Raw genomic sequence first — 22,211 nt, 5'->3', positions numbered from 1 at the left:
GAGTTATACATGCCGAAGGGTAAATGAAAAGAGCAAAAGTGGCGTGTTTTGTGAGCGAGAATAGCACGGGGCGTTGGGACGGTGCTGGTCTCACAACGAAGCGAGAACGTCTAAAGCGCTTCTGACCTAAATGAAGCTAAGGGCGGTGCTGTGCCGTATGCTCTTGAAAAGAAGGAGATTGACTGTGCGGGCCTTAGTGATTGGTGACAGCGGCGGCATTGGTGCGGCGATAGCGGATAGGTTGAGAGAGCGTGGTGCCGAGGTGGTGGGGCTTTCTCGTGCGCACAACGGGTTTGACATAACAGACTCAGAAGTTGTTGAGGCGTCATTGAACGCGGTCGAGGGCGTGTTTCAGCTTGTCTTTGTGGCCACGGGCGCTTTGGCCGTGACCCGAGAGGGGCCAGAGAAATCGCTGCGGGAGGTGACTGCTGAGGAGATGGCCGCTCAATTCGCGGTCAATACAATTGGACCGGCTTTGGTGATGCGTCATGCCGCGCGGTTGTTGCCGCGCAAGGAGCGGGGCGTTTTTGCAGCCTTGTCGGCGCGGGTCGGGTCAATCGGCGACAATCGCGCAGGGGGGTGGTATTCTTATCGCGCCTCCAAAGCGGCACTCAATCAGGTGATCCGAACCGGTGCGATTGAGTTGGGCCGTAGCCACAAACAGTCCATTTGTGTGGCACTGCATCCGGGCACTGTGGAGACATCCTTTACTGCCAATTACCTGGCTCACAAGAAGCACAGCGCTGCGATGGCTGCGCAAGCTTTGCTGGATGTGCTGGACGGTTTGTCACCCAAGGAAAGCGGGAGCTTTTATGACTATGCGGGTGCGCCTGTGCCTTGGTAGCGGAAGGGACCGTCTCCCACAAAACAGAAAAGCCGCGCTCAGGGCGCGGCTTTGTAGATGTTTGATCCGGTAACTCAGCCGTCGGTCTGCGCGGCACCGTTTTCGGCGAGTGAGCCGTTGTTCCAGTTGCCGCTGCGTTCCTCGCCTGAGGCATAGCGCATCGTGCCTTCGCCCTGACGTTTGCCAGCCTTGAATGTGCCTTCGTAGATGTCGCCATTTGCGTAGGTGGCCACGCCAATGCCGTTGATCTCGCCAGCCTGCCATTGGCCGGAATATTTGAAGCCGTCAGGCATGATAATTTCGCCGCTGCCTTCGCGCTGACCATTGGCGAATTGCCCGGTGTAGACGGTGCCGTCAGCGTAGGTTGCGGTGCCGGTGCCATGGCGCTGGCCGTTTTGCCATTCGCCTTCATAGCGATAGCCATCCGCATAGGTCATCACGCCACGACCGTGGTTGCGCGCGCTTTTGAATTCACCCTCATAGACCAGACCGTTGGCATAGGTTGCCTTGCCCGCGCCGTCGATCACGCCAGCCTTCCAAGCCCCTTCGTAGGTTGAGCCGTCGGTGTAGGTGATTTTGCCCTGACCGTCGGCAAGATCATCCTGAAACTGACCCACATAGACAGATCCATCCGGGTAGGTGACCTGACCTTGGCCTGCGATGTGACCTTCGACCCACGCGCCGATATAGACATAGCCATCGGTGCCGGTGAATGTGCCCTGGCCATCGCGTTGATCGGCGCTGAAGTCCCCTTCGTAAGTGTCTCCATTGGCATAGGTGACAAAGCCTTTGCCTTGGCGTTTGCCACCAACCAGTTGTCCCACATAGACGTCGCCGTTGGGTTGGGTCAGGGTGCCGTCCCCTTCGATCTGGCCAGCAACCCAGTTGCCTTCATAGACCAGTCCACCGGGCATGGTGAGGCGGCCTTGGCCTGCGCGTTCGCCGCCTTTGATTTCACCGTCATAGATGGTGCCGTCATTATAGGTGATTTTGCCAAGGCCTTCTTTGACGCCATTGATCCAATCGCCTTCATAGCGATAGCCCGCGGGACTGATCATCACGCCTTTGCCGTGGTGATTGGCATTCTGGAAGCTGCCTTCGTAGCGCACACCATTCGCGTAGCTGGCCACGCCTGTACCGGTGATTTTGCCGTCGACCCATTCGCCTTCATAGGTGCCGCCGTCGGTGAAGGTGATTTTACCAAACCCATGCGGCTTGCCCTTGGCAAAGGCCCCCTCATAAACAGAGCCGTTGGGGAAGCGGGCAATGCCCTGACCGCGGATCTCGCCATCAGCCCATTCGCCCTCATATTCATAGCCGTTGGGCAAGCGATAACTGCCGGTGCCGTGCTGCAAACCACCCTTGAAGGTGCCTTCATACACACCGCCGTCATCATATTGTTTTGTCAGAACCTGGCTGTCCTGTGCAAAGGCTACTGTGCCCGCGAGCAGGATGGCTAATGTAAGTGCCTGAGTTCCGTGCATATTTTTGGCCTCGACTTTTCCCCAAATCGCTCCTCTTGGACGCGAGAAGCATTAACCTGATTTTAGGACATGGGGTTCGGCGGGGCAAACTGTTTTGCGCTTTTCCGCGCGTAACTCCTAAGCAGAGTGACGAGTCAGGGGATAAATTGCTGTGCTTTGCGCTTTTCCTTGGCGCTGTGTCTGCTACATCTCTGGCAAGACCCGCAGAACAAGACCTGCAGCATAGGAGAACACCCATGGCCGATACATTCCGTTTGACGTTGGCACAGGCCAATCCGGTCATGGGGGATTTGTCTGGGAATGCGGACAAAGTGCGTGCTGTTTGGCAGGAGGCCAAAGCGGCAGGCGCGGATATGGTGGCTTTCCCGGAGATGTTCATCGTTGGCTACAACGCGCAGGATTTGATCCTGAAACCTGCGCTGCAGGCGGCCGTTTTGGCAGAGATTGAGCAGCTGACCAAAGATTGTGCCGACGGGCCGGTGGTAGCCGTTGGCGGACCTCTGAAAGAGGGCGACGCGCTTTACAACGCCTACTTCATTCTGCGGGATGGCAAGATTGCGCATATTCAGCGCAAACACAATTTGCCGAACTACACAGTGTTTGACGAGGAGCGCCTCTTCACAAGCGGGCCGATGGGAGGACCTTACAGTGTGAACGGCGTTCGGGTTGGCTCGCCCGTCTGTGAGGATGCGTGGTTTGAGGATGTGCCGGAGACGCTGGAGGAAACCGGTGCGGAGTTCCTCGTGGTGCCCAATGGATCGCCTTATTATCGTGACAAGTTTGATCGTCGCATGAACCATATGGTGGCGCGGGTGATCGAGACCGGATTGCCGTTGGTCTACCTCAACATGGTGGGTGGCCAAGACGATCAGATGTTTGATGGCGGCTCCTTTGTGCTGAACCCGGGCGGGCAATTGGTGGTGCAGCTGCCGGTGTTTGACGAGGTTGTGGCCCATGTGGATTTTGAGCGCACGGCTGAGGGCTGGCGCTGCAAAGAGGGGCCAAAAGCCGTTTTGCCTGCGGGCGAAGAACAGGATTACCGCGTCTGCGTAGAAGCGCTGCGCGATTACATGGGCAAGAGTGGATTTTCCAAAGTTTTGCTGGGCTTGTCAGGCGGCATTGACAGCGCGCTGGTGGCGACTATTGCCGTGGATGCGCTGGGCGCGGAGAATGTGCGCTGTGTGATGCTGCCAAGTGAATATACGTCGCAAGGCTCATTGGATGACGCCAAAGACATCGCTGAACGGCTTGGCGTGCGCTATGACTATGTGCCCATCTCAGAGGGGCGGGATGCAATCACCAATACTTTGGCGCCACTGTTTGAGGGGCTTGAGTCCGGACTTGCCGAAGAGAACATCCAGAGCCGTCTGCGTGGGCTGCTCCTTATGGCGATGTCCAACAAGTTTGGGGAAATGCTGCTGACCACAGGCAACAAATCTGAGGTCGCGGTGGGCTATGCCACGATCTATGGGGATATGGCGGGCGGTTTTAATCCGATCAAAGACATGTACAAAACGCGGGTGTTTGAGACGTCTCGCTGGCGAAACGAGGTGCATCGCGACTGGATGATGGGGCCGGAAGGCGAGGTGATCCCGCCGGCGATCATCGATAAGCCACCCTCAGCGGAGCTGCGCCCGGATCAGAAAGACGAGGACAGCCTGCCGCCTTATGATGTGCTGGATGCGATCCTTTACATGCTGGTGGATGAGGACAAATCCGTCGCGGAGTGTGTGGCCGCTGGCTATGATCGGGAGACGGTTAAGCGGGTCGAGCATCTGGTCTACATCAGCGAGTACAAACGCTTTCAGTCGGCACCCGGTGCGCGGCTCAGCAAGAAAGCGTTCTGGCTTGATCGGCGCTACCCGATTGTGAACCGGTTCCGTGATCCAAGCTGATCGACCACGCAAAAGTACACAAATATAAGGGCTTAAACCATGATAGAGCGCATTCACACTGGCACCCGCATGTCAAAAATCGTGATCCACAATCAGGTTGCCTACCTGTGTGGTCAGGTTGGCGCGGGTGACACCGTGGCCGAGCAAACCCGCGATTGTCTGGCCCGCGTGGACGCGTTGCTGGAAGAAGCAGGCTCTGATCGTGAGCACATCCTGCAAGCCATCGTTTGGCTGTCTGACATGAGTGATTTTGCCGAAATGAACGAAGTTTGGGACGCTTGGGTGCCTGAAGGCCATGCCCCGGCGCGTGCCTGTGGCGAAGCCAAACTGGCGCGCGATGTGCTCAAGGTTGAGGTGATTGTCACTGCGGCGGTGAAGGGCAGCTGATCTCACACACGCTTGGTTAGGGTGTTTGTCACAACACCCTAAGTCTTCGGCGCGCCCCATTGCGAGGCGCGCCGAGTCTGTGTCGCGTGATCAGCCGCGGGCTTTGATCACTTGCAAGAGCGGCATCACGGCGGACATGTCCGGGCCGTGGCTCTGGCCGGTGAGAGCCTTGCGCAGTGGCATGAAGAGACCGCGGCCTTTGCGGCCGGTGGCCTCTTTCACGGCGGCGGTCCAGCTGCCCCAGGTGCTGTCATCAAACGGGCCTTCGGGCAAAAGCGCCATGGCCTCTTTGATGAAGTCTTGGTCTTCGTCTTCGATGGCAGGCTCCGCACCGTTGGCGAAGAGATCCCACCACGGCGCAATGTCTTTGCGGGTGGTGATGTTTTCGCGGGTCACGTTCCAGAAGCGCTCAGCCAGATCAGCCGGCACGCCAGCGGCGGCGATGTCATCGGCCATCTCGGAAAGCGGTTTGTCGTGCAGCACTTTGCCGGTGAGCGGGTAGAGGTCCTGCTCGTCAAACTTGGTGGGCGCTGCGCCGAATTTGTTGACGTCAAAGCCTTCGGCGATTTCCTCGATGGAGCCGCGCAGCTCAACCGGATCGGAGCTGCCAAGGCGGGCCATCAGGCTGAGGAGTGCCATCGGCTCCACACCGGCTTCGCGCAGATCGCGCAGGGCCAGCGTTCCGAGGCGTTTGGAAAGCGCTTCGCCCTGTGGGCCAGTTAGCAGGGAGTGGTGTGCAAAGTTTGGCACGCCGCCACCCAGAGCTTCGATGATCTGAATCTGGGTCGCCGTGTTGGTGACGTGGTCAGAGCCGCGCACAACATCGGTGATGCCAAAGTCGATGTCATCGCAGACAGAGGCTAGCGTATAGAGGAACTGACCATCCGCGCGGATCAGGACCGGATCAGAGACAGAAGCGGCGTCAATCGAGCGATCGCCCAAGATGCCATCGGTCCATTCGATGCGGGCGTGGTCGAGCTTAAAGCGCCAGTGACCATTGCCACGGTCTGCACGCAGAGCGGCTTTCTCGTCTTCCGACAGCGCAAGAGCGGCGCGGTCATAAACCGGCGGTTTGCCCATGTTGAGCTGTTTCTTGCGCTTGAGGTCCAACTCGGTTGGCGTTTCAAAGCACTCATAGAAGCGGCCCATATCGCGCAGTTGCTGCGCGGCGTCTTCATAGCGCTCCAGACGGGTGGATTGACGCTCCATCCGGTCCCAGGTCAGGCCGAGCCATTCCAAATCTTCCTGGATGGCATCCACATATTCCTGTTTGGACCGCTCAGGGTCTGTGTCGTCAATGCGCAGGATGAAGGTGCCACCGGATTTGCGAGCGATCAGGTAGTTCATCAGCGCGGTGCGCAGGTTGCCAACGTGGATATAGCCGGTTGGCGAAGGGGCGAAACGGGTCGTCGTCATGGGAATCTCCTGTTGGGGCCTCCCTTCCCACATGAATGTCATTTTGTCCAGAAATCCGGCTTAGATCCGCGCAACAAGGGCGGTTGAGCCTGATTTCTTAATATTCTCGTAAGGAAAGTGGGCTGGTTCCTGCTCCTCAAGGGACCGTGAATTGCAATCCAAACGCGTAAATCTATCGTAGCCCCAACAATATCAAAAAATAGATATTTTTCCGCAGGAGGATTGGACCATGACCAAACAAACCAAATTGACCCGCCGCAGTATGTTGGCAGGCGCAGCCGCTGCCCCGGTTGCGGCAACTTTGCTGCCAAACCAAAGTCTGGCAAAAGCAGAGATGAAAGGCGTTGGCACCACGCGGTTTAACCGGATGAAGCTGGGCCAATTTGAAGTGACCACGCTATTGGTGGGGACGCGCACAGTTGAAGGCCCACAGAACATCTTTGGTATGAATGTGAGCGCCGAAGAGTTTGCCAAAGCCTCCGAGGCAGCCAACATCCCGACCAATGCGGCACAGTTTTTCTTTACGCCCACCATTGTGAACACCGGCGACGAGCTTGTGCTGTTTGATGCGGGCTTGAGCCCCGAGGCAATCACTGGGGCACTGGCTGCGGCGGGTTACACACCGGATCAGGTGGATAAGGTTGTGATCACGCATATGCATGGCGACCACATCGGCGGTGTTGCGGGCGAGGGCGGTGTGACCTTTGGCAATGCGCAGCATTTGACCGGCCGCGTGGAGTTTGACGCTTGGGCGAAAACCGATGGCAACAAAGCGTTTGAGGGCAAGATACGCCCAAATGCAGAGCGTTTTGATATGATTGAGGATGGTGCCTCGGTGGCGAGTGGCATCACCGCCGTTGGCACCTTTGGCCATACGCCCGGTCATATGGCCTATATGATCGAAAGCGATGGCAAACAGATCATGCTTTGCGCGGATTTTGCCAACCACTACGTCTGGTCGCTGGCCTATCCGGACTGGGAAGTGAAGTTTGACATGGACAAAGCCGCAGCCGCTGCGACCCGTCGCAAAGTGCTTGATATGCTGGCGGCAGATAAGGTGCCGTTTGTCGGCTATCACATGCCATGGCCAGCTGTGGGCTATGTCGAAAGCCACGATGGCGGCTATAAATATGCGCCGGCGAGCTATCAGTTGATGCTCTGAAAATCCGAATAGATAGCTTATGAGAGGCGGTCAGGCATGGCCGCCTTTTTTGCGCGTTTACAAAGGTCTATGTGATGATCTTCGCACCGACTGCGCGGAGATGCATATCCACCAGCGCCGTTTCATCTGCACTCAGATCTTGCTTGCGCGGATAGTTTGGGGCGGCTCTGTCGTTTAGAATTGGCGCGTCCCATCCAGCGGTTGTTTCAAAGAAACGGGCGACGCCGGCCTCTTCAAAATGTCTCAGGTATCCCTGGACCACCACGTCGAGATAGCTGAGCCAGATCGGGTGGCGGACGTGCGGTGACAGCCCTTGATCTGCAGGGACATGGTAGACTGCGATGTCAATTTCACCAGGTTTTGCGTGACGGATGGCAGAGGTTGCGCCCACTCTGTCGTAGGCGAATTCCCGTTCATCCAGCGCAGCCCAATCGTCGTTTGGCACATGCGCGATGATGCCTTCGATTTCGCAGGTTTCATCAGGCTCAGCGGTCAAGAATGCAATCGGGCGCAGGTTTGTATGACGCCAGGCGCGGCGCCAGCCTTGCAGGGTTGCTTTGTGCAAGTCCTCGTAATCGTGTGTTTTTTCGTTCACAAGGCTGCCGTAGCCGAAGAAGTAGGACGCGGTCATGAAATGTAGGGATCACGCAGCTTGATCCATGTCAATGCTTTCCTATGCGCATTCTGTCACACCGGCTAACGGGGAGTTAAAAGGCAAGGGTAAAGCGGGAACTTTCATATGCGCATCACCAAACGGACCAATATTGCGATGCGTGTGCTGATGTATTGCGCGGCGAACCCTGATCGTCTTGTCACCAAACATGAGATTGCCGGGGTCTGTGCGGCTTCTGAAAACCATCTCGCGCAGGTGATTCACAAGCTCGCTTTATTGGGGGTTTTGGATACCCATCGCGGACGCAGCGGGGGCGTCAGGCTGGCACATGACACAAAGGACATCTGTGTTGGAGATGTTTTCCGCGCCATGGAAGGGCCAGTACCTTTGGCGGAGTGTTTTGCGGATGTGGATACGACCTGTCCCTTGGTCAGCGCTTGCCGTCTGAAGCCTATCTTGGGGGAGGCCGCAGAGGCCTTTTATGCGCGCCTTGATGAGGTCACGCTGGACACTTTGATGTGTGAAAACGCCGCCTTGCTCAATATCTTGACGCCTGAGCCGTGCCACAAAGGTCCGGCGCGTCGGTAAGCCAAGTGCCTGTAGATTAATCAAAATTGATTGCGCGATAAATAACACGATAACGTGGCTTGTCTCACCGCGTTCGGTATACTACCGTGCACCCAAGGTGAATCGGGAGAACCGGATTAGTCCGGTGCCGAAGGAGCAACCGCCCCGGAAACTCTCAGGCCACAGGGACCGACACACCGACATAAAGACTCTGGAGAGTGGCGCCTATGGGCGTCCGCCGAAGGGATAACGATCTCAGGCTGAAGGACAGAGGGGGCATCGCACGTGCAGATTTGCTGCGCGGTTATGGGATGCCGGATGTGACCATCAAACATGGATGCGCCCGGGTAGAGAAGGGCTAAGCCTATGGGAGAGTCGGTCGCAGAGCTGAAGCGCACGCCGCTATATGATCTGCACATTGAGCTGGGCGCCAAGATGGTTGGGTTTGCGGGCTATGACATGCCGGTGCAATACCCGATGGGCGTGATGAAGGAACACTTGCACACACGTGCGGCGGCGGGACTGTTTGACGTCAGCCATATGGGGCAGGTGGTGCTGAAAGCCGAGAATTATGACGCCGTTGCAAAGGCTTTCGAAACTTTAGTTCCAATGGATGTGCTCGGCCTGAGCGCAGGGCGGCAACGCTACGGTTTTTTTACCAACGACGCTGGTGGCATCGAGGATGATCTGATGTTTGCCAATCGGGGCGATCATCTGTTTGTTGTGGTCAATGCGGCCTGTAAAGAGGCTGACATCGCGCGGATGATCGGGGCTTTGACACCGGACGTTTCGGTGACGGCGATCACCGATCGCGCATTGGTGGCGCTGCAGGGGCCAGCGGCTGAGGCCGCTTTGGCACGGCTGAACCCGGCTGTGGCAGATATGGCGTTTATGGACTTTGCGGATGTAGAGCTTGATGGGGTGGCCTGTTGGGTCAGCCGGTCGGGCTACACCGGTGAAGACGGCTATGAGATCTCGATTCCTGCCGACGCGGCAGAGGGTCTTTGTCGCAAACTTCTGGCGATGGAAGAGGTAGAACCCATTGGGCTTGGCGCACGTGACAGTCTGCGCCTTGAGGGCGGGCTGTGTCTCTATGGCAATGACATTGATGTGGCGACCTCGCCAATTGAGGCTGCGCTGACCTGGGCGATCCAAAAGGTGCGCCGCGCAGATGGCGATCGGGCAGGCGGTTTCCCGGGCGCTGATCGGATCTATGGAGATCTGGCTGAAGGTGTGGCGCGCAAGCGTGTGGGGCTTGCGCCTCAGGGGCGTGCGCCCATGCGCGCAGGCACACAGCTTTTTGCCGAAGCAGAGGGCGGTGATCCGATTGGTGAGGTCACCTCTGGCGGTTTTGGCCCCACGCTGAATGGCCCCGTGGCCATGGGATATGTCGGCAGCGCGCAGGCGTCGCCGGGCACAGAAATCTTTGGCGAAGTGCGCGGCAAGCGCATGCCGGTGACAGTGGCAAAGATGCCGCTGGTGCCTGCCAATTTCAAACGTTGAGTAACAGGAGAGCAAGCAATGAAATTCACAGAAGAGCACGAATGGCTGCGCGAAGAAGGTGACCTGATCGTGGTGGGCATCACAGAGCACGCCAGCGAGCAGCTGGGCGATGTGGTGTTTGTGGAACTGCCAGAGGCAGGCACCGAAGTGACCAAAGACGAGGAAGTCTGTGTGATTGAGTCCGTGAAAGCGGCCAGCGACATCCTTGCGCCGCTGGATGGGGAAATCGTTGAGGTCAACGAGCCGCTGGTGGATGAGCCGGGCAAAGTGAACGAAGACCCGATGGAAGGCGCTTGGTTCTTCAAGATCAAGCCGTCCGATCTGAGTCAGATGGACGATTATATGGACGAGGCCGCTTACAAAGATTTCATTGGGTAAGCGCCGTCTTAGAAACGGTCCGGGCGACCGTTTCAGGTGCGAACGGGCGGAGCCCCGGCCGTTTATACCCCGATGATCACACATGAAATTTGATTGGTTCGGCCTCTGTGGTCGAGCCGACGCCCAGCTTTTTTCCCGCACCTGCGGCTGCGGATCGTTGAGGAGACACCGATGAACTTCACCCCAACTGAATATCTACCCTATGATTTTGCCAACCGTCGCCACATCGGTCCGTCTCCTGAGGAGATGGCAGAGATGCTGCAGGTGATCGGGGCAGACAGCCTTGATGCGCTGATTGATGACACCATGCCGGACAGCATTCGTCAGAAAGAGCCGCTGGATTTTGGGCGTCCGCTGTCTGAGCGGGAAGTGCTGCGACACATGCGCGAAACCGCCGGTAAGAACAAAGTGCTGACCAGCCTGATTGGTCAAGGCTATTATGGCACGGTCACGCCACCTGCGATCCAGCGCAACATTCTGGAGAATCCGGCGTGGTACACCGCCTATACGCCTTATCAGCCCGAGATTTCGCAGGGCCGCCTTGAAGCGCTTTTGAACTATCAAACCATGGTCAGCGATCTGACCGGGCTTGAGGTTGCAAACGCTTCGTTGCTGGATGAGGCCACCGCCTGCGCTGAAGCGATGACCATGGCGCAGCGGGTTTCAAAATCCAAAGCCAAGGCCTTCTTCGTCGATGAAAGCTGCCATCCGCAGAACATCGCTGTGATGCAGACGCGAGCAGCCCCTTTGGATATCGAGATTATCATCGGCAATCCGGATGATCTGGACGCGGAAAAGGTCTTTGGCGCGATCTTCCAGTACCCTGGCACACATGGCCATGTGCGCGATTTCACGAAGGAGATGGAGGCGCTGCATGCCACCAAGGCGATTGGTGTTGTCGCGGCCGATATTCTGGCGCTGACCCTGCTTAAAGAGCCGGGCGCGATGGGGGCGGATATTGCCGTAGGCAGCACGCAGCGCTTTGGCGTGCCGGTGGGCTATGGCGGCCCGCACGCTGCATACATGAGCTGTCGTGATGCCTTCAAACGCGCGATGCCGGGCCGCATTATCGGGGTGTCTATCGACAGTCACGGCAACCGTGCCTACCGCTTGTCTTTGCAGACGCGGGAGCAACACATTCGCCGTGAGAAAGCCAACTCCAACGTCTGTACGGCGCAGGCGCTGTTGGCGGTGATGGCCTCGATGTATGCGGTTTTCCATGGGCCCAAGGGGCTGAAGGCGATTGCACAGCGTATCCACCGCAAAACCGTGCGTCTGGCGCGTGGGCTTGAGGCCGCAGGTTTTACCGTGGAGCCAACGGACTTCTTTGACACGATCACAGTCGATGTTGGGCTGCTGCAACGCGGTGTTCTGCAACATGCGGTGCAAGAAGGCATCAACCTGCGCAAAGTGGGCAAAACCAAAGTGGGCATCTCGCTTGATGAGATGACCCGACCGCAGACCATAGAAGCGGTTTGGCGTGCCTTTGGCATCGTTCAGGACGATGATGATTTTGCGCCAGCATATCGTCTGCCGGAGTCGTTGCTGCGCAAGTCTGGGTATTTGGATCATCCGATTTTCCACATGAACCGCGCGGAAACCGAGATGATGCGCTACATGCGGCGTTTGGCGGATCGGGATCTGGCACTGGACCGTGCGATGATCCCGCTTGGTTCCTGCACCATGAAGCTGAATGCTGCTGTGGAGATGATGCCGGTGAGCTGGCGCGAATTCTCGCTGATGCACCCCTATGCGCCCAAAGATCAGGCGCAGGGCTACACCCAGCTGATTGACGATCTGAACGACAAGCTTTGCCAGATCACTGGGTATGACGCGATTTCCATGCAGCCAAACTCTGGTGCGCAGGGGGAGTATGCGGGGCTTTTGACCATTGCAGCCTATCACCGCGCACGCGGTGAAGCGCATCGCAACGTCTGTCTGATTCCGATGAGTGCCCATGGCACCAATCCGGCGTCGGCGCAGATGGTGGGCTGGAAAGTTGTGCCGGTGAAGTCTGCCGAGAATGGCGACATTGATTTGGACGACTTCCGTGCAAAAGCGGAAAAGCACGCGGGCGAGCTGGCAGGGTGCATGATCACCTATCCGTCCACGCACGGCGTGTTTGAAGACACGGTCCATGAGGTCTGCGGCATCACGCATGAATTCGGTGGGCAGGTCTATATTGACGGTGCAAACCTCAACGCCATGGTCGGGCTAAGCCGTCCGGGCGATATTGGCGGGGACGTCAGCCACCTCAATCTGCACAAGACCTTCTGCATTCCGCATGGCGGGGGCGGCCCCGGCATGGGACCGATTGGTGTGAAAGCGCATCTGGTTGCGCATCTTCCGGGCCATCCCGAAACCGGTGGCTCAGAAGGTCCGGTTTCGGCGGCACCATTTGGGTCTCCAAGCCTTCTGCCAATCAGCTGGGCCTATGTCTTGTTGATGGGCGGTGAGGGGCTGACCCAGGCGACCCGTGTGGCGATCCTGAACGGGAACTATATCGCCAAGCGGCTCGAAGGCGCGTTTGACGTGCTTTACAAAGGTCCAACCGGCCGTGTGGCGCATGAATGCATCATCGACACGCGCCCCTTTGCGGAAAGCGCGGGGATCACGGTGGATGATATTGCCAAGCGCTTGATGGATGCGGGTTTCCATGCGCCGACCATGAGCTGGCCGGTGGCAGGGACGCTGATGATCGAGCCAACGGAATCGGAAAACAAAGCCGAGATCGACCGCTTCTGTGAGGCCATGCTGGCGATCCGTGAGGAAATTCGGGACATCGAAGACGGCCGTATTGATGCGGAAAACAACCCGCTGAAAAACGCGCCGCATACGATGGAAGATCTCGTGAAAGAATGGGATCGCCCCTACAGCCGCGAGCAGGGCTGCTTCCCTCCAGGTGCGTTCCGAGTCGACAAATATTGGCCACCTGTGAACCGGGTCGACAACGCCTTTGGCGACCGCAATCTGGTGTGCACCTGTCCTCCAATGGATGATTACGCTGAAGCCGCAGAATAAGGCGAGGGGGCCAGCCCCCTCACTTGTGTGACCACAAGCTCTCCCCCGGGATACTTCTCGAATGAGAAGATCTTTGGGGGTGGGCTTTTTTTGTTCAGTCTCTGGCGCGCAGAATACGGGCCGGGCGCGTTGCCAGCGAAGGCCAGGCAAAGACGAGACCGGCCAAGAGGTTGGCGAAGACGCCGGCGCTGAGGATCCATAAAGCGTTGGGCCAAATGACGATGAAATCGCTCTCCATCACAAAGGTCATCACGGCCCAGCCTCCCAGCAGGCCAACTGCGAGTGCGACGCCGCCAGCGGCACCGCCCAGAAGGGCTGCGCGCCAGGCGAAGCTTTTGAGGATCTGGCCGCGCGTGGCGCCGAGGGTTTTTAATATGGCGGCCTCATAAGTGCGCGCGGATTGGCCCGCGGCGGCGGCGCCAAAAATCACCAGAAGGCCTGTGAGCAGGATGGTGGAGGCGCCGTAGGTTGTCGCATTGGCCAGCTGCGCCACCAAATCTGAAACCTGTTGTGCAGCGTCGCGTACATGGATCGCGGTCACATTGGGGTAGGTTTCAGACACCTCTTTCAACAGGCTCGCTTCGCTCTCAGCCTCCGCGTAGACGGTTGCGATGAAGCTGTGGGGGGCGCCGGCGAGGGCGGCTTCGTTCATGATGATGACAAAGCCCATGCCAGCGTTGGAGAAATCCACCTCACGGAAGCTGGTCACCGTGCCGGTGATATCCCGTCCGAGGATGTTAATTGTCATGCTGTCGCCCAGTGAGAGACCCATCTCTTCGGCTTCTTCATCGGCAAAGCTGATCTGGGGCGTGCCCGAATGCTTGGGATTCCACCATGTGCCAGCGGTGAGTTTGGTGCCTTCGGGCATGTCGCTGGCATAGCTCACGCCACGGTCGCCGCGAATGACCCAGTGGTCGCCGGCCACGTCTTTGGCGGGGCGGTCGTTGATCCGGGTGATCACGCCGCGCAGCATGGGGGCGTTTTCGACATCTTGGATGGTTGGCGTGTCTGCCCAGTCAGCTTCCAGAAGCGGCATCTGATCGCGCTGGATGTCGACAAAAAAGAAGGAGGGCGCGACTTCGGGCAGATCACTGGCAATGGCGTTGCGCAGATTGCCGTCCACCTGGCCAACGGTGGCAAGCACGCTGAGGCCCAAACCAAGGGATAGCACGACCGGGGTTGTTGCCTCCGAGGCGCGGCCTACGGATTGCAGCGCCCAGCGGACTTGTGGGGATTGGCGCAGACGTTGGGAGAGGCTGTTGAGCAATGCGCGCAGTCCGGCGGAGGCGGCAGTCAGTGCGAACATGGCGATGGCGACGCCCCCCGCGAACCAGATCGTGAGGCGCGCTGAGCCTGAAAGCCAGCTTGCGAGGGTGATCAGTAAGGCGATTAGGCCCACAACTGTGAGCATATAGCGCAGGGCAGGCCAATGGCGGGTTTGCCCAAGCTGGTCGCGAAACAGCGCGCTGGGGCGGACGTTTTCCACGCGCGCCAGCGGCCAGAGGGTGAAGATGGCGGCGGCCAATGTGCCGTAGAGTGCGGCTTCGATCAGCGGGAGCGGATAGATCGCAAAACTTGCCGGAAAAGGCAGTACAGCGGTGATCAGCGGAGCAAGCAGAATTGGCAGCAGTGCGCCGAGGATCAGGCCTGAGGTAATCCCAATCAGCGCCACAAAGCCGATTTGCAGGAAATAGCTGAGAAATATCGTGCGACGCTCAGCGCCAAGGCTGCGCAGGGTGGCGATGGTCTCGGTCTTGCGGGCGAGATAGGCGCGGATGGCGGTGGAGATTCCCACGCCGCCTACGGCAAGGCCCGCAAGGCCCACAAGGATCAGGAACGCGCCGAAGCGTTCCACAAAACGAGTGATGCCCGGCGCACCGTTGCGGCTGTCTCGCCACCGCAGCCCTGTGCTCTCAAAGGTGGCTCTTGCGTCGGCTTCAAGCGTGGCAAGGTCGGCTTGCGTAGGTAGGTTGAGGCGGTAATGGGAGGTGAACAGCGTACCGGGGGCCAGAAGGCCGCTTTCAGAGAGGTCACTTGTGCGCACCAGCGCGCGGGGGGCGAAGGAGAAACCATCGCCGGTGTCGGGCTCGCGCAGAAGGCGCGCCATATAGACGAAGGTTTGCGATCCCAGTTGAAAGGTGTCGCCGGGAGAAAGGTCAAGACGATCGGCCAGAAGCCCGTGGAGTACCGCGCCTGGCAGGTTGTCTTGGCCGTTCAGCGCGTCCTCCAAGGAGATGTCTGGCGACAGAGAGACTGCGCCGACAAGCGGGTACGCGGTATCCACCGATTTGACTTGGGCCAGCGCGCGTTCGGTCTCGGCCTCCCTCGGGACAACCACCATGGAGCGGAAATCGATGATTTCGGAGCTTCCCGTGGTGTTGGAGGCCATCCATGCGCGCTCTTCCTCGGTGGCGCGCCGGTAGGTGAAGCTCATTTCCGCATCCCCGCCGAGTAGGGTCGCGCCCTCAGAGCTGAGACCGGTTTGGATGGCACTGCGCACGGAGCCAATGGCGGCAATGGTGGCGACGCCAAGGATTAGGCAGGCGAGAAAGACGGTGAAGCCCCGCAACCCGCCCCGGATTTCCCGGCGCGCGATGCGCGTTGCGGTTGACAGGCTCATGCGCGGGCCTCGGATGCGACGGGTGCCAGATGGGTTTCATCATCCAAGCGACCGTCACGCAGGCGCACAACCCGTTCGCAGCGAGCGGCGAGGCTGTTGGAATGGGTCACCATGATCAGAGTTGTGTCGCGTTTGGCATGCAGATCAAACAGCAGATCCATGATGGTTTCACCGGTTGCCTGATCAAGATTGCCGGTAGGCTCATCTGCCAGAAGCAGTCGCGGTGATGGGGCGCAGGCGCGGGCCAGCGCGACGCGTTGCTGCTCCCCGCCCGACATTTGACTTGGGTAGTGATCGGCGCGGTGTGCGAGGCCGACGGCCTCAAGCTCGGCACGGGCGCGCTCTTGCGCGTCGCTGCGACCCGCCAGCTCCAGAGGGGTGGCGACGTTTTCCAGCGCGGTCATGGTGGGGATCAGGTGGAAGTTTTGAAACACCACGCCCATGTTTTCGCGGCGGAAGCGCGCAAGGGCATCCTCATCCATCGCCGAAAGATCGTGATCCAGCGCCATGATCTGCCCGGAGGTCGCGCGCTCAAGCCCACCCATCAGCATCAGGAGTGAGGATTTCCCTGAGCCAGAGGGGCCAACAAGCGCCAAAGTTTCGCCCGCGGCCACATCTAGCGAGATCCCATGCAGAATTTCTATCCGTCCGGCATTGCTATCCAGCGCTAAAGTCGCATCTTTGAGGGAGAGTATGGATGACATGTCGGAGGTCGCCTGTTGAAACTTCATTCCTCTCTATATGGGGCCGTGTCGCGTTGCGGCAAGGCATTGGCATTTGGCATTTTAAGCGTCTCATTAAGCGTTTCTGCGGCCAAGGCGGAGACCGTTGTGATTGCCGCTTTGGGGGACAGTTTGACCCACGGCTATGGCGTGGCGCAGGGTGCCGGGTTTGTGCCGCAGCTTGAGGCCTGGCTGATTGCGCAAGGCCATGATGTGAAGCTGCAAAATGCTGGCGTGTCCGGAGACACGACGCAGGGCGGCTTGTCACGTGTGGGCTGGACGTTGGGGCCGGATGTGGACGCGATGATTGTGTCTCTGGGTGGCAATGATGCGCTGCGCGGCATTGATCCGGCGGTGAGCAAAGCCAATCTGGCGGGCATCGTGGAGGCCGGACAGGCGGCAGATGTGGACGTGATGCTGGTCGGAGTGCAAGCGCCGATGAATTTTGGTGCGGACTACAAGCAGGACTTTGATGGCATGTATGGAGCCTTGGCGGAGGACTACAACCTGACGCTTGCGCCGGATTTCTTTGCGGCCATCCGGGATTTGCCGGAAGATCAGCTTCGCGCTTTGATGCAGCCAGATGGCATTCACCCAAATGTAGATGGGGTGGCAGCGATTGTCCCTGTTCTGGGGTCTTATGTGGTCGAGATGCTGGAGCAGATGCAGGAGTAGGCGATGCCGGGGCGGTTCTTTCTGACCACGAAAATGCGCGATGTTGGCCAGTGGGTCAGCGCAGATGCATCGGCGGTCGAAGATGAGCCGCCGCGCCGAAATATTGCTCCGGGGCAGGAGGTTGTCTGTCTCACCTCAAGTGGCTTTCAGCGTATGCGCTGGGGGATCATCCCGGTGGGGCGCGTGAATGCGCGTGGGCGGCCTGTGATGGAAACGATCATCAATGCGCGCTCTGAAACCGTGTTTGACAAGTCGGCTTTTGAGGGCACAGGGCGCGCCGTGATTATCGTCGATGGCTGGTATGAATGGACGGGTGAGACGCGGCGCAAGACAGCTTGGCGGATATCTGGCGACGACCCACTGATCTTTGCCGCGATCACAGATGTCTGGAAAGCGCCGGGTGGGCGCGAGGTACATCAGGTGGCGGCAGTGACTTGCGCGCCGAACGCCGATGTTGCGCTGATCCATCACCGGATGGGCGTGTTGCTTGAGAAGCAGGATGTGCCGCTTTGGCTGGAAGGCTCACCGGAAGAAGTGCGCCCGCTGATGGTGCCTTGGCCCGATGGTCGGCTCAAAATTGAAGAGGCATCAGATGTGGATTGGGACGCGCCTTAGGCCGCCAACTCAATCCAGACAGGCACGTGATCTGAGGGTTTGGAGCGGCCGCGCTCTTCTTTGTCGATTTGGCAATCCTGCAAGAGATCCGCACATTGCGGGCTAAGCAGGAAGTGGTCGATGCGGATGCCGTTGTTGCGGTTCCATGCGCCGGCTTGGTAATCCCAGAAGGAATACATGCCGGATGCAGAAATGCGGGCGCGGAACGCCTCTGTCAGGCCGAGGTTCACAAGGCGGCGATAGGCGGCGCGGCTTTCTGGGCGGGCGAGGGCGTCTTCTTGCCAGTCTTCGGGTTGGGCGGCGTCTTCATCCTGCGGGATGATGTTGTAGTCGCCTGCCATGAGGAAAGGCTCTTCCGCTGCGAGGAGCGCTTCGGCACGGGCGCGCAGGCGCTCCATCCATGCGAGTTTGTAGTCGTACTTCAGCCCGGGCGTCGGGTTGCCGTTGGGCAGGTAGAGGCCACAAATGCGGATCGGCGTGTCGCCCATCACCGTTGCTTCGATATAGCGGGCCTGTTCGTCGCTGTCGTCACCGGGTAGACCGCGTGTCACGTCTTCCAGTGGAAGCTTGGACAGGATCGCCACGCCATTGAAGCTCTTCTGGCCGTGGGTTTCGACCTGATAGCCGCGCTCTTCAAAAATCTCGCGCGGAAAGGCCTCATCGACGGATTTGATTTCCTGCAAGATCGCCACATCGGGCTGCGCCTCATCCAGCCAGCGGGGCAGGGTTTCGATGCGCGCCTTGATGCCATTGATGTTGAACGTGGCGATTTTCATGAGGCTGTCCTTTGTCCGCTGGGTCTTTGTATCTACCCAGCAAACATCGGTGGCGGCAAGATGAGAAACGCCGCGTGCTTACATCGAAAAGCTGGTGCCGCAGCCGCAGGAGCTGGTGGCATTGGGGTTGTTGATCACAAACCTTGCACCGATCAGCTCTTCAGAAAAGTCGATGACCGCATCCGTCAAGAACGGCAGAGAGACGCTATCGACCAGAACTTTCTCTCCAGCACCTTCAAGCACAAGGTCATCATCCTTGGGCGTATCGAGCTTGATCTCATACTGAAAGCCGGAGCATCCGCCACCCTCGACGGCCACGCGCAGGGCTTGACCCTGATCGGCGGCGCCGATCTCTGCGAGACGTTCGAAGGCTCTTTTGGTTACTTTGGGCGGCAACTGCATGATTTTTTGTCCTATTCGCGCGATTTGCCCGGTTCAAAGCGGGCGCAAAACCCAATATAGAAAAGCCAAGGACAGGCTACAAGGACCACGCACATGTATGCGCCCTACGCCTCAGATCCGGCACATGCGCGGGGACGGCGCATTCCGGAGGAGGAGAGCAGCTTTCGGTCATGCTTTCAGCGGGATCGGGACAGGATCATTCACGCCAGCGCCTTTCGGCGGCTCAAGCACAAAACGCAGGTGTTTGTGGAGCATGAAGGGGATTATTTCCGCACGCGGCTGACCCACTCTATTGAGGTCGCGCAGGTGGCGCGGACCATCGCAGGGGCTCTGGGCCTCAATCAGGAAATCACTGAGGCCATCGCTTTGGCGCATGATCTTGGTCACACCCCTTTTGGCCATACGGGTGAAGATGCGCTGGACGCGCTGATGCAGCCCTACGGCGGCTTTGATCACAACGCCCAAGCGGTGCGGATCGTGACATCACTTGAGCGGCACTATGCGAATTTTGACGGGTTGAACCTGACCTGGGAAACCCTTGAAGGCATTGCGAAACACAATGGCCCAGTTGTCGGCGATCTGCCTTACGCGCTGGCGGATTACAACGCGGTGCATGATCTGGAGCTTCACACCCATGCGAGTGCGGAGGCGCAGGTGGCAGCCTTGGCCGATGATGTGGCTTACAACAACCACGACCTGCATGATGGGTTGCGCGCTGGGCTCTTCACCGAAGAAGAAATCTGCGCGCTGCCGATTGTCGGGGATGCTTTTGCGGATGTGGACAAGACCTATCCAGGGCTTGAAGCGATCCGTCGGCGGCATGAGGCCTTGCGCCGTGTGTTTGGTGTAATGGTGAGCGATGTGATCGCAACCTCGCGCGCGGCGCTTGAAGAGGTGGGAGCGCAATCTGTGAAGGAGTTGCGGGGATGCGGAAGGCCGGTGGTGCAATTCTCCAGCGCATTGTGGGCAGACCTCAAAGAAATCCGTGCCTTCCTGTTTAGCCGCATGTATCGCGCGCCTTCAGTTGTGAAGATGCGCAAAGAAGTGACAATCGTGGTGGAGGAGCTGTTTCCGCTGTTCCTCAAGCAGCCTGATTTGCTGCCTGCACGTTGGCATGATGATCTGCGACGATGTGGCGATGAAACCGCTGTGGCGCGCATGGTGTCGGACTATATTTCGGGTATGACTGACCGCTATGCATTGCAGCAGCACGCGCGCCTTATTGGCAAGTGACGTTGACGTGACAGCCTGTGGTGATAAACCCACCGCAATCTGACAAGACCAAAGACATGTATAGGACGGTCTGATGAACCTGTTTTCCGAGATCCGCGCGCTGGTGATTGACGCGCTGGAAGCGATGCAAGCCGAGGGCGCACTGCCTGAAGGGCTGGACTTTAAAAACGTGGCCGTTGAGCCACCGCGCGATGCGCTGCATGGCGATATGGCCACCAACGCAGCGATGGTGTTGGCCAAACCTGCCAAAATGAAACCGCGCGACATTGCCGACACGCTGGCGGGTAAGCTCGCGGAAGATGCGCGTGTCGACGTGGCGGAAGTTGCGGGCCCCGGCTTTTTGAACCTGCGCCTCGCGCCGGTGCTCTGGCAGAATGTTGTGAAAGCCGCGCTGGAAGGCGGCAATGACTTTGGCCGCTCCACCATGGGCGCGGGCAAGAAGGTCAACGTAGAGTATGTTTCTGCGAACCCGACTGGCCCACTGCACGTGGGGCACACCCGCGGCGCGGTCTTTGGCGACGCACTTGCGAGCCTTCTGGATTTTGTCGGCTTTGACGTCACGCGCGAATATTACATCAACGACGGTGGTGCACAGGTCGATGTGCTCGCGCGCTCTGTGTACCTGCGTTATCAGGAAGCGCACGGACAAGAGGTGGCGTTTGAAGATGGCACCTATCCCGGTGACTATCTGATCCCGGTTGGAGAAGCGCTGAAAGAAAAGGTGGGCGATGCCTATCTCGACAAAGGCGAAGACGTTTGGCTCGCCGAAATTCGTGAGTATGCCACGGAAGCCATGATGGATCTGATCCGCGCTGACCTGAAGGCGCTGGGCGTGACCATGGATAAGTTCTACTCGGAAAAGTCGCTTTATGGCACCGGCCGGATTGAGAGCGCCCTGGCGGAGCTTGAGGGCAAAGGCCTGATCTATGAAGGTGTGCTGGAGCCACCAAAGGGTAAGAAGCCGGAAGACTGGGAGCCACGTGAGCAGACCCTGTTCCGCTCCACCGATCATGGCGACGATGTTGACCGTCCGGTGAAAAAATCGGATGGCAGCTGGACCTATTTCGCGCCCGATATCGCATATCACTATGACAAGGTCACCCGTGGCTTTGACGCGCTGATCGACGTCTTTGGCGCGGACCATGGCGGCTATGTCAAGCGCATGAAGGCTGCGGTTTCGGCTCTGTCGGACGGCAATGTGCCGCTCGACATCAAGCTGACCCAGCTGGTGAAGCTCTTCAAAAACGGTGAGCCGTTCAAGATGTCCAAGCGGGCAGGGACGTTCATCACCCTGCGCGACGTGGTGGATCAGGTTGGGCCGGATGTGACCCGTTTTGTGATGCTGACCCGCAAGAACGATGCGCCGCTGGACTTTGACTTTGACAAGGTGCTGGAGCAGTCCAAGGATAATCCGGTTTTCTATGTGCAATACGCGCATGCGCGGGTGTGTTCGGTTCTGAAGAATGCAGCATCTGCGGGCATTACTGCAGACGATGCCACGCTGGCTGGCGCTGACCTGAGCAAGCTCGGCCATGATGCAGAGATTGGTGTGGCCAAAAAGATTGCTGAATGGCCGCGTCTGGTAGAGATTGCGGGGCGCACAAATGAACCGCACCGCATTGCCTTCTATCTCTATGAATTGGCTGGAGAACTCCACGCGCTCTACTACAAAGGTAATGAGGATACCTCGCTGCGTTTCGTGCAAGAGGGCGATGCGGCCACAAGCCAAGCAAAAATTGCACTGGCACGTGCCGTGGCCGTTGTTATTTCCGCCGGTCTTGGTATTCTTGGCGTAACTCCGGCGCAAGAGATGCGCTGAAACTGCACGTTCGTCGGGGTTGAGGACTAGGCAAGACGACCCCGGCGACACCGTATCGCTTACGAGAGCGCGCGCGGGC

At 58.6% G+C, this 22,211-nt stretch carries 19 protein-coding genes and 1 riboswitch; of the genes, 12 read left to right on the top strand and 7 right to left on the bottom strand.

Annotated features, from left to right (window positions below; all coding sequences use genetic code 11):
* Positions 1-157 precede the first annotated feature (157 nt).
* A complete protein-coding gene (locus J7412_RS14155) occupies positions 158-844 on the top strand; it encodes an SDR family oxidoreductase (RefSeq protein ID WP_209079237.1) in 687 nt (228 codons plus the stop codon).
* Positions 845-918: 74 nt separating this feature from the next.
* Here the strand turns inward: J7412_RS14155 and J7412_RS14150 are convergent, their stop codons facing one another.
* Positions 919-2,328 (bottom strand): 2-isopropylmalate synthase, encoded by a 1,410-nt coding sequence (locus J7412_RS14150; RefSeq protein WP_209079236.1) that lies wholly within the window; start codon positions 2,326-2,328, stop codon positions 919-921.
* 236 nt (positions 2,329-2,564) lie between these two features.
* On the opposite strand from J7412_RS14150, the gene J7412_RS14145 reads away from it, so the two are divergent.
* Both J7412_RS14145 and J7412_RS14140 read left to right on the top strand, forming a co-directional pair.
* Positions 2,565-4,223, top strand: coding sequence for an NAD+ synthase (locus J7412_RS14145; RefSeq protein WP_209079235.1), 1,659 nt, complete (start codon positions 2,565-2,567; stop codon positions 4,221-4,223).
* Between the two features lie 39 nt (positions 4,224-4,262).
* On the top strand, positions 4,263-4,610 hold the full coding sequence (locus J7412_RS14140; protein WP_209079234.1) for a RidA family protein: 348 nt from the start codon (positions 4,263-4,265) through the stop codon (positions 4,608-4,610).
* 90 nt (positions 4,611-4,700) lie between these two features.
* Here the strand turns inward: J7412_RS14140 and gltX are convergent, their stop codons facing one another.
* Positions 4,701-6,026 carry a glutamate--tRNA ligase gene (gltX, locus tag J7412_RS14135; protein ID WP_209079233.1) on the bottom strand — a complete coding sequence of 442 codons (1,326 nt, stop codon included), beginning with the start codon at positions 6,024-6,026 and terminating at the stop codon, positions 4,701-4,703.
* A 229-nt stretch (positions 6,027-6,255) separates the two neighbouring features.
* Between gltX and J7412_RS14130 the strand changes: the two genes are divergently transcribed.
* The gene (locus tag J7412_RS14130) at positions 6,256-7,188 is read left to right on the top strand and encodes an MBL fold metallo-hydrolase (protein WP_209079232.1); all 933 of its coding nucleotides are present in this window, start codon (positions 6,256-6,258) and stop codon (positions 7,186-7,188) included.
* A gap of 67 nt (positions 7,189-7,255) precedes the next feature.
* Here J7412_RS14130 and J7412_RS14125 read toward each other — a convergent pair whose 3' ends face one another.
* Complete coding sequence (locus J7412_RS14125) at positions 7,256-7,819, bottom strand: gamma-glutamylcyclotransferase family protein (protein ID WP_209079231.1); 564 nt, start codon at positions 7,817-7,819, stop codon at positions 7,256-7,258.
* A gap of 108 nt (positions 7,820-7,927) precedes the next feature.
* Between J7412_RS14125 and J7412_RS14120 the strand changes: the two genes are divergently transcribed.
* The 4 genes from J7412_RS14120 to gcvP all read left to right on the top strand — a co-directional run bounded on the left by J7412_RS14120 (position 7,928) and on the right by gcvP (position 13,270).
* Positions 7,928-8,389 carry an Rrf2 family transcriptional regulator gene (locus J7412_RS14120; RefSeq protein ID WP_209079230.1) on the top strand — a complete coding sequence of 154 codons (462 nt, stop codon included), beginning with the start codon at positions 7,928-7,930 and terminating at the stop codon, positions 8,387-8,389.
* Positions 8,390-8,482: 93 nt separating this feature from the next.
* A riboswitch (glycine riboswitch) is annotated at positions 8,483-8,570 on the top strand.
* Between the two features lie 164 nt (positions 8,571-8,734).
* Positions 8,735-9,871, top strand: a complete 1,137-nt coding sequence (gene gcvT, locus J7412_RS14115) for a glycine cleavage system aminomethyltransferase GcvT (protein ID WP_209079229.1) — start codon at positions 8,735-8,737, stop codon at positions 9,869-9,871.
* A gap of 18 nt (positions 9,872-9,889) precedes the next feature.
* On the top strand, positions 9,890-10,249 hold the full coding sequence (gene gcvH / locus J7412_RS14110; protein ID WP_209079228.1) for a glycine cleavage system protein GcvH: 360 nt from the start codon (positions 9,890-9,892) through the stop codon (positions 10,247-10,249).
* A 171-nt stretch (positions 10,250-10,420) separates the two neighbouring features.
* On the top strand, positions 10,421-13,270 hold the full coding sequence (gene gcvP / locus J7412_RS14105) for an aminomethyl-transferring glycine dehydrogenase (protein ID WP_209079227.1): 2,850 nt from the start codon (positions 10,421-10,423) through the stop codon (positions 13,268-13,270).
* A gap of 94 nt (positions 13,271-13,364) precedes the next feature.
* Here gcvP and J7412_RS14100 read toward each other — a convergent pair whose 3' ends face one another.
* Both J7412_RS14100 and J7412_RS14095 read right to left on the bottom strand, forming a co-directional pair.
* Entirely contained in the window at positions 13,365-15,890 is a 2,526-nt protein-coding gene (locus J7412_RS14100; protein ID WP_209079226.1) for an FtsX-like permease family protein, read from the bottom strand.
* Entirely contained in the window at positions 15,887-16,594 is a 708-nt protein-coding gene (locus J7412_RS14095) for an ABC transporter ATP-binding protein (RefSeq protein ID WP_209079225.1), read from the bottom strand. The genes J7412_RS14100 and J7412_RS14095 overlap by 4 nt, the downstream gene beginning before the upstream one ends.
* Positions 16,595-16,609: 15 nt before the next feature.
* Between J7412_RS14095 and J7412_RS14090 the strand changes: the two genes are divergently transcribed.
* On the top strand, positions 16,610-17,287 hold the full coding sequence (locus J7412_RS14090; RefSeq protein ID WP_247743939.1) for an arylesterase: 678 nt from the start codon (positions 16,610-16,612) through the stop codon (positions 17,285-17,287).
* Between the two features lie 3 nt (positions 17,288-17,290).
* Complete coding sequence (locus J7412_RS14085) at positions 17,291-17,902, top strand: SOS response-associated peptidase (RefSeq protein WP_209079224.1); 612 nt, start codon at positions 17,291-17,293, stop codon at positions 17,900-17,902.
* On the opposite strand, the gene xth is transcribed toward J7412_RS14085, so the two are convergent.
* Complete coding sequence (gene xth, locus J7412_RS14080; RefSeq protein WP_209079223.1) at positions 17,899-18,678, bottom strand: exodeoxyribonuclease III; 780 nt, start codon at positions 18,676-18,678, stop codon at positions 17,899-17,901. The genes J7412_RS14085 and xth overlap by 4 nt on opposite strands.
* Positions 18,679-18,756: 78 nt before the next feature.
* A complete protein-coding gene (locus tag J7412_RS14075; protein WP_209079222.1) occupies positions 18,757-19,080 on the bottom strand; it encodes an iron-sulfur cluster assembly accessory protein in 324 nt (107 codons plus the stop codon).
* 93 nt (positions 19,081-19,173) lie between these two features.
* On the opposite strand from J7412_RS14075, the gene J7412_RS14070 reads away from it, so the two are divergent.
* Together J7412_RS14070 and argS are read left to right on the top strand one after the other, a co-directional pair.
* Positions 19,174-20,313: a deoxyguanosinetriphosphate triphosphohydrolase gene (locus J7412_RS14070; RefSeq protein ID WP_209079221.1), complete on the top strand. Its 1,140-nt coding sequence runs from the start codon at positions 19,174-19,176 to the stop codon at positions 20,311-20,313.
* Between the two features lie 73 nt (positions 20,314-20,386).
* Positions 20,387-22,132 (top strand): arginine--tRNA ligase, encoded by a 1,746-nt coding sequence (gene argS / locus J7412_RS14065; RefSeq protein ID WP_209079220.1) that lies wholly within the window; start codon positions 20,387-20,389, stop codon positions 22,130-22,132.
* The last annotated feature ends 79 nt before the right edge of the window (positions 22,133-22,211 follow it).

The sequence above is a fragment of the Shimia sp. R9_3 genome, assembly GCF_017743755.1.
In the GTDB taxonomy this organism is placed as follows: domain Bacteria; phylum Pseudomonadota; class Alphaproteobacteria; order Rhodobacterales; family Rhodobacteraceae; genus Shimia.
The sequence above is the reverse complement of the archived record's forward strand: the minus strand, read 5'-3'. Positions and strand labels throughout refer to the sequence as shown.

Bases quoted from the DNA above. Each gene is read 5' to 3' on its own strand.
- argS (WP_209079220.1), top strand. From the start codon at position 20,387: ATGAACCTGTTTTCCGAGATCCGCGCGCTGGTGATTGACGCGCTGGAA.
- J7412_RS14130 (WP_209079232.1), top strand. From the start codon at position 6,256: ATGACCAAACAAACCAAATTGACCCGCCGCAGTATGTTGGCAGGCGCA.
- J7412_RS14100 (WP_209079226.1), bottom strand. From the start codon at position 15,890: ATGAGCCTGTCAACCGCAACGCGCATCGCGCGCCGGGAAATCCGGGGC.
- gcvH (WP_209079228.1), top strand. From the start codon at position 9,890: ATGAAATTCACAGAAGAGCACGAATGGCTGCGCGAAGAAGGTGACCTG.
- J7412_RS14075 (WP_209079222.1), bottom strand. From the start codon at position 19,080: ATGCAGTTGCCGCCCAAAGTAACCAAAAGAGCCTTCGAACGTCTCGCA.
- J7412_RS14095 (WP_209079225.1), bottom strand. From the start codon at position 16,594: ATGTCATCCATACTCTCCCTCAAAGATGCGACTTTAGCGCTGGATAGC.
- gltX (WP_209079233.1), bottom strand. From the start codon at position 6,026: ATGACGACGACCCGTTTCGCCCCTTCGCCAACCGGCTATATCCACGTT.
- gcvP (WP_209079227.1), top strand. From the start codon at position 10,421: ATGAACTTCACCCCAACTGAATATCTACCCTATGATTTTGCCAACCGT.
- J7412_RS14070 (WP_209079221.1), top strand. From the start codon at position 19,174: ATGTATGCGCCCTACGCCTCAGATCCGGCACATGCGCGGGGACGGCGC.
- J7412_RS14150 (WP_209079236.1), bottom strand. From the start codon at position 2,328: ATGCACGGAACTCAGGCACTTACATTAGCCATCCTGCTCGCGGGCACA.
- J7412_RS14125 (WP_209079231.1), bottom strand. From the start codon at position 7,819: ATGACCGCGTCCTACTTCTTCGGCTACGGCAGCCTTGTGAACGAAAAA.
- J7412_RS14120 (WP_209079230.1), top strand. From the start codon at position 7,928: ATGCGCATCACCAAACGGACCAATATTGCGATGCGTGTGCTGATGTAT.
- J7412_RS14145 (WP_209079235.1), top strand. From the start codon at position 2,565: ATGGCCGATACATTCCGTTTGACGTTGGCACAGGCCAATCCGGTCATG.
- J7412_RS14140 (WP_209079234.1), top strand. From the start codon at position 4,263: ATGATAGAGCGCATTCACACTGGCACCCGCATGTCAAAAATCGTGATC.
- J7412_RS14155 (WP_209079237.1), top strand. From the start codon at position 158: ATGCTCTTGAAAAGAAGGAGATTGACTGTGCGGGCCTTAGTGATTGGT.
- xth (WP_209079223.1), bottom strand. From the start codon at position 18,678: ATGAAAATCGCCACGTTCAACATCAATGGCATCAAGGCGCGCATCGAA.
- gcvT (WP_209079229.1), top strand. From the start codon at position 8,735: ATGGGAGAGTCGGTCGCAGAGCTGAAGCGCACGCCGCTATATGATCTG.
- J7412_RS14085 (WP_209079224.1), top strand. From the start codon at position 17,291: ATGCCGGGGCGGTTCTTTCTGACCACGAAAATGCGCGATGTTGGCCAG.